Origin of the sequence: Streptomyces sp. NPDC048420, from assembly GCF_040651535.1 — a bacterium.
Lineage (GTDB): Bacteria > Actinomycetota > Actinomycetes > Streptomycetales > Streptomycetaceae > Streptomyces.
In genome coordinates, this window is the sequence record NZ_JBEZKG010000070.1 from 1 (window position 1) to 3,403 (window position 3,403).

Genomic DNA, 3,403 nt, shown 5'->3' on the forward strand with positions numbered 1-3,403 from the left:
CACGCCGATCGCGCGGCAGCGTGGGCGTCAGTCCTGGATCGAACACCGGGCGCTGATCGCCGCGATCGCCGACCGGGACCAGCAGCGCGCCACCGCTGTCATGCGGGAACACACGGAACAGACGCGGAAGATGTACCACGACCACGAGAAGTAGGGGACGGGCCGGACGGGTTCAGGCTCCCTGACACCGGGTCCAACCAGATCAGGCGCCCCTCCCCGACTAACGCCGTAGGAGGGCCGCCTGACAACCGAACCGCTCTGCTCAGGCCGCGGCCTGTGGCTGTGGGGCCGGTGTGCTGCCCCGTGGCCGTCCCGGCTGCCGTAGCAGTAGGGCGATCGCCGCCGCCAGCATGGACGTGGCGCCGGCCAGGGCGTACGCGCCGTCGTAGCCCCACGCCGCGACGACCATGGAGCCGAGGCCGCCGCCGAACAGACCGCTGATCAGCTTGCCGCTGTACACCAGCCCGTAGTTGGAGGCGTTGAAGTTCTCCCCGAAGTAGTCCGGGGTCAGCGCCGCGAACAGCGGGTAGAACGCACCGCCGCCGAACCCGGAGAGGAACGCGAAGAACAGGAACAGCGACTCGCTCTTGACGTCACCGGCCCAGATCACCCCGAACTGTGCGAGACCCAGGACGACGATCACGAACACCAGTGTGGACTTGCGGCCCCACTTGTCGGACAGCCAGCCCACCACCCCGCGTCCGATGCCGTTGATGACCGCCATGACACCCATCGATGAGGCCGCCACCAGCGGACCGAATCCCACCTCCTTGGCGTAGTCGACCTGGAAGGAGATCCCGAAGATCGACACCCCCGCGGTCATGACGAGGGCGACCCACATGAGGGGAAGCATGCCGGTCCTGACGGCCTCCTTCGGCGTGAACTGCCGTACCGCCGGAGGGTTCTTGGCGAGCACGACGGCACCCTTTTTGCTGCCGCCGTACGTGAGCGGGTCGATGTCCGCGGGCCACCAGTTCTTCGGCGGGTCCTTGAAGAAGAACGCGCAGCCCACGACCACGATCAGGATGTAGCAGCCGATGAGGTCCAGGACACGGTGGTAGTTCGCCGTGTCGAAGCCGTAGTTGAAGATGAAGATGAAGGGCAGTGATCCGTACGCGAAGCCGCCGTTGACGAACCCGGTCTTGGCACCCCGGCGTTCGGGGAACCACTTGCCGACCATGTTGATACAGGTCGCGTAGACCAGTCCGGCGCCGATTCCGCCTATGACGCCGAACCCCAGGATCGCCAGCCAGACGTTGCTCAGGTGCGACAGGGCGAGGAACCCGACCAGACACATGCCCGAGCCGATGTACATGGCCTTGCGGGCGGTCAGGATGCCCTTCTCCCGCAGCCAGCCCGCCGGGAAGGCGATGCCGGCCTGGAAGAAGACCCAGACGCTGAGGATCCAGAAGGTGTTGCTCTGCGTCCAGCCATGTGCGTGGGACAGGGTGTCCTCCGCCGAGCCGTACGCGTACTCGAAGACGCTGATGGCCATCATGGTGAGCCAGGGCAGATACACCATGAGCTTGCGCGAGTGGCCGAGGATGTCCCGGTCGGTCTCGCCGACGCGGTAGACGCGGCCGTTGGCGTCGGTCACTTCTCGGTAGGGACGTTGTGCGGCGGTGGAGTGTGCGGTCTTGTCGGTCTCGCTGTGTGCTGCGTACGGATCTGCCGTCATGTCAGGCCATTTCCTCGCCGAGCGGTTGCGGGTTGGGGACGGTCCTGCGACTGGTCTTGGGCCGGCCGGGCGCTTTCAGGAACAGCGCAAGCACCGCGGATCCCAGGCCGATACAACCGGCCAGGACGAACGCCCCCTCGTAGTCCCACACGCCGACCACGATGGAGCCGACACCGGAACCCACGAGGCCCGAGATGAGCTTCGAGCTGTAGACCATGCCGTAGTTGGAGGCGTTGTTGTTCTCACCGAAGTAGTCCGCGGTCATGGCGGCGAACAGCGGGAAGATCGCGCCGCCGCCGAAGCCGGAGACCATGGAGCAGAAGAGGAAGAACGGCATACTGCCCATCTGGCCGGAGACGAGCACACCGAACTGCGCTGTACCCAGCACCAGACACACGATGATCAGGGTGTTGCGGCGCCCGAACTTGTCGGAGATCCAGCCGATGACCCCGCGCCCGGTGCCGTTGACGATCGCCTTCAGGGACATCGCCGTGGCCACGATCCCGCCCGCGAAGCCCATGTCCTTGCCGAACGGCACCTGGAAGGCGATGCCGAAGATGTTGATCCCGGCCGTGCACAGCAGACAGAACCACATCATCCACAGGACGGGCGTACGCGCCGCCTCCTTCGGGGTGTACTGCTTGACCGCCGGCGGGTTCTTCTCCAGCGCCCGACGGATCTTCGGGTCGTCGGTCATCTTGAGCGGGTCGACGTGCGGCGGCCACCAGTTCTTCGGCGGGTCCTTGAAGAACCAGCCCGCGAAAGCCACCACCGAGCAGCAGACCAGGCCCACCGCCACCAGTACGCCCCGGTAGTTGCTCAGGTCCATGTACGAGGTGAACAGGAAGACGAAGGGCACCGAGCCATAGGCGAAACCGCCGTTGACCATGCCGGTCTTGCCGCCCTTGCGCTCCGGATACCACTTGCCGACCATGTTCACGCAGGTCGCATACACGAAACCGGCGCCGATGCCGCTGCACACACCGAAGCCCAGGTACGCGACGATCACGTTCGGCGCGAACGCGAGCGAGAGATAGCCCAGGATCGTGCCCAGCGCACCGACCATCATCGCGTAGCGGGCCGGCAGCTTTCCGCTCTCCCTGAGCTGCCCGGCGGGGAAGGCCACGGCCGCCTGGAAGAACACCCAGACGCCCATCAGCCAGAAGATGTGCCCACTGCTCCACAGATGCGCCTCGTGCAGTGTGTCCTCGGCCGACGTGAACGCGTACTCCGAGGAACTGATGCCCAGCATGCCCATCCACGGGAAGAGCACCATGGTCCATCGTGGCCGTCCCATGATGTTCCGGTCGGTCTCGCCGATCCGGTACACGCGGCCGTTGCGGTCCGTCACCTCCCTGTAGGTGGCGGACGACGAGTAGTCGATGGCTGTCATAGTCTTCAAGCACTCCTTGCGTCGAAAGATCTGGCCAGCGCCCCCTGTCCAAATGCCTTTCGTGCGCGCACGGATCTCCGGGGTCGGCCGACGCGCACCGTCGCCGGACCCCGTGCTCGTTCACGTCATGGACCACCGCCCAACGGCCCGGGGACGTGGCTCCGCTTCACCACGTCAGATCACCCCGCCCGATTTGAGCAGCCGCAACTCCTCGTCACCGAGACCCAGTTCGCCTATGTAGATCTCTTCGTTGTGTTGGCCGAGGAGGGGTGGGGTGGTGATGGTGGTGGGGGAGTCGGAGAGTTTCAGCGGGTTGCCGACCGTGGTGAAGG

The 3,403-nt window shown here is 65.6% G+C and carries 3 protein-coding genes and 1 pseudogene; 1 reads left to right on the plus strand and 3 read right to left on the minus strand.

Features of this window, described 5'->3' with window-relative positions; all coding sequences use genetic code 11:
• A partial coding sequence (locus AB0D34_RS47180; RefSeq protein WP_362674377.1) for an FCD domain-containing protein occupies positions 1-154 on the plus strand: 154 nt, incomplete at its 5' end.
• Positions 155-262: 108 nt separating this feature from the next.
• On the opposite strand, the gene AB0D34_RS47185 is transcribed toward AB0D34_RS47180, so the two are convergent.
• The 3 genes and pseudogenes from AB0D34_RS47185 to AB0D34_RS47195 form a co-directional block, all read right to left on the minus strand.
• Positions 263-1,678, minus strand: coding sequence for an OFA family MFS transporter (locus AB0D34_RS47185; protein WP_362674373.1), 1,416 nt, complete (start codon positions 1,676-1,678; stop codon positions 263-265).
• Between the two features lies 1 nt (position 1,679).
• Positions 1,680-3,071 carry an OFA family MFS transporter gene (locus AB0D34_RS47190; RefSeq protein WP_362674375.1) on the minus strand — a complete coding sequence of 464 codons (1,392 nt, stop codon included), beginning with the start codon at positions 3,069-3,071 and terminating at the stop codon, positions 1,680-1,682.
• 174 nt (positions 3,072-3,245) lie between these two features.
• Positions 3,246-3,403, minus strand: a pseudogene (locus AB0D34_RS47195) (formyl-CoA transferase); the annotation flags it as partial.

Coding starts and splice junctions, on each gene's coding strand:
- AB0D34_RS47190 (WP_362674375.1), bottom strand. CDS start 3,071: ATGACAGCCATCGACTACTCGTCGTCCGCCACCTACAGGGAGGTGACG.
- AB0D34_RS47185 (WP_362674373.1), bottom strand. CDS start 1,678: ATGACGGCAGATCCGTACGCAGCACACAGCGAGACCGACAAGACCGCA.